3 protein-coding genes and 1 pseudogene are annotated in these 2462 nt (G+C 40.7%); all 4 read right to left on the minus strand.

Annotated elements, in window-relative coordinates:
* Positions 1–833: pseudogene (locus QZZ35_RS11040) on the minus strand (helix-turn-helix domain-containing protein); the annotation flags it as partial.
* Positions 834–838: 5 nt separating this feature from the next.
* Positions 839–1390, minus strand: coding sequence for a DUF2800 domain-containing protein (locus QZZ35_RS11045; RefSeq protein WP_291237452.1), 552 nt, complete (start codon positions 1388–1390; stop codon positions 839–841).
* A 5-nt stretch (positions 1391–1395) separates the two neighbouring features.
* Positions 1396–1686: a hypothetical protein gene (locus QZZ35_RS11050; protein ID WP_291237453.1), complete on the minus strand. Its 291-nt coding sequence runs from the start codon at positions 1684–1686 to the stop codon at positions 1396–1398.
* Between the two features lie 102 nt (positions 1687–1788).
* Entirely contained in the window at positions 1789–2280 is a 492-nt protein-coding gene (locus QZZ35_RS11055) for a helix-turn-helix domain-containing protein (protein ID WP_291237454.1), read from the minus strand.
* Positions 2281–2462: the final 182 nt, after the last annotated feature.

A 2462-nucleotide genomic window follows, 5' to 3' on the forward strand; every position in this document is an offset into this window, starting at 1 on the left:
TCTCTTTCAATACCGGTGGCTCCATCAGGGCCCTTCTCGTCAGCAAGCAGAATCTTTACTCTGCTGGAATCAACAGATGTGGGATAATGGAATTTCTTCTCATATGAATCTCCGCCATCTCTTGAAATGTATTCGTGAAGCGAATGAATGTTTACTTCACCTGTCTGAAAGTTGTAGAAATCAGAGGGTTTCATATCCGGGGGACCAATTACTTTAGTGATGGTCTGCTGCCCGACATTAGTAACCTGAGGAAGACCTCCGGTCTGAACCTTATATCCTTCAGACTTAAGTATTTCAATCGCCTGATTCAGCTTTTCTTTTGATATGTTCAGGTCGATCTCTGTACCAGCACCAATATCAATGATGCCGTCCTGCTTGATTCTTTCTCTGATAAAGTCAGCAGTATTCTTAGCCTGCATGGTTCTCTTTTCGGCCTCTGCGTCAAGCAGTGATCTTACTGACGATTCCGAAACAGGATATCCGAGTCTTTCAGACATCTTTCTTGCTATCTCTGTGGAACCAAGGCCATCCGCTTTGAGTGACTTAGCCATGCTGAGTCTGTCCATACGCTCAAGGTCATTAGCAAGACCTTTCTGTGCACGGTACTGTGTTGTAGTAAGACCGAATTCAGACATGATGTTCTCAGGTGTTTCGGTCCAGCCGTTAGCTTTCAGTTCATTAATTCTGGAAAGCAGATTTCTTGTGTGCTGATAAGGATCCTTACCAGAACCCCAAGGATATCTTCCACTGTGTCTAGGCGTTCCGTAATGAACAAGTGTGTTTGGGTCTGCGCCGTCAAGAACGGCTTTCATTTCATCAATAATGTCGCCCATGAATATCAATCCTCCTCTTGCTGTTGTAGTATCTTATCGAATCTTATGATGAGATCCATTATTTCACGAATCTCGTCGCCGCCCGGATTATGTATCAAAATGTCATCGTTCTGATAGATTCGCAGTTCAATATCAATGGACTCAGGTTTCATTTTATACTCAAGGCAGAACAGAGCGGCATACACCATAAGCTGCTCCAGATGAACAGGTCCTCTTCCTGTCTTCAAGTCATGAATACGAAGCATGTTGTTTCTAAAACAAATAGCGTCCGCAGTTCCATAGAACCGATCGCTGTAATAGAGAACAACTTCAGTGCTCATACCAAAACCAATTGCATCATTCACATACTGATAGAGGGTCTTTTTTCCTTTCGGCTGCTTGATACCAAGATCAATTGTATCCTTAGCCCAAGCATGAAGTTTTGTGCCTTGCTCTTTGGCTTTAAGATTATTGAACACAGTAACGAGCTTCTCGTCGTCGTATCTGAGCCAAGCCGGCTGACTTGCTGAAAAGATGGCATGTTTGCCTTCAAGGTTTCGGTGATTGTTGAATTTCATGAATATCAATCCTCCAGATAGTCAATCAGATCGCTAAAGACAGCGTCTCTGTTTTCAGGATAAACAAATCTCGAAAAGGACATGTGGTCCATCATTTCGACATAGTAGTCCTGATTAGGTTGATGAGCTGCATTAGCCGATTTTTTGACTTCAAGCGTGGCCCATTTGTCATTGTTGAATACTGTCAGATCAGGAATGCCTTGCAAGTAAGTGGGATCGTTTTTCAACACTATACAATCAGGCAATCGCTCTTTGATGTCTTTTATAAGTTTCGCTTGAAATTTGCTTTCTCTCATAAATAAGCTCCTTTCAAAATGTCAATTGAAACAAATAGAAGAGAAAGCGTATAAAACATCTTTCTCCTCATAAAAGGCTATGTTTTTCACGCGAATCCTATTTCAGAAGAAATTGAACAATTCGTTCATGTCAATATCCAGAGCGTCCGCAATTCTCACACAATTGATTGCTGACGGCATCTGCTTAGCCCAAAGGTAGTTGCTTATCATCTTGTCTGATATACCGGTCCTTTGAGCAAGGGCTCTGGCATTCATGTTCTGTCTAGTCATCTCGTGAAATATCTTGTCAGCGAGCATGGCCTTAAATTTTTCATTGTCTTCCCAGTCCTTAATGGACAGGGCATACTCGAGACTGTCAAAGATCGTTATAGTTCGACTAATCAAATCGAATCTATAGCAATCACCATTTGCATACTCAACATAAGCAATGTCTTCTGTTGTTATGTGAATCGATACAATGTCATCGCTCGGTAAGTAATGCTCGATGAGCCAAATGTCACGATGGCTAACATCTCTGAATGTGACAGGTCTCATGTTTTTAAAGTTGAGATCAGACTCAACAGTCCTATTTCTCCAACCTTTCTGTCTTCCCATAACAAATTCCTCCAAAATAAAAATTTCAAAAATTTAGGGTTTTTAACCGGCTATAGGCGTTTGAACTATAATTCAATCACTACACACTAAATAAAATGGGGGTATTTTTGCATTTTTTTCGAAAAATTAACAAAAAATTCATAATTTGTTAACAATTTGTTCATATTTTGCAATAAATATCC

It is taken from the genome of Frisingicoccus sp., from assembly GCA_016298055.1.
Taxonomy (GTDB): domain Bacteria; phylum Bacillota; class Clostridia; order Lachnospirales; family Lachnospiraceae; genus Frisingicoccus.

Excerpts from the sequence above, each read along its gene's own strand:
- QZZ35_RS11045 (WP_291237452.1), bottom strand. The coding sequence starts at position 1,390 with ATGAAATTCAACAATCACCGAAACCTTGAAGGCAAACATGCCATCTTT.
- QZZ35_RS11050 (WP_291237453.1), bottom strand. The coding sequence starts at position 1,686 with ATGAGAGAAAGCAAATTTCAAGCGAAACTTATAAAAGACATCAAAGAG.
- QZZ35_RS11055 (WP_291237454.1), bottom strand. The coding sequence starts at position 2,280 with ATGGGAAGACAGAAAGGTTGGAGAAATAGGACTGTTGAGTCTGATCTC.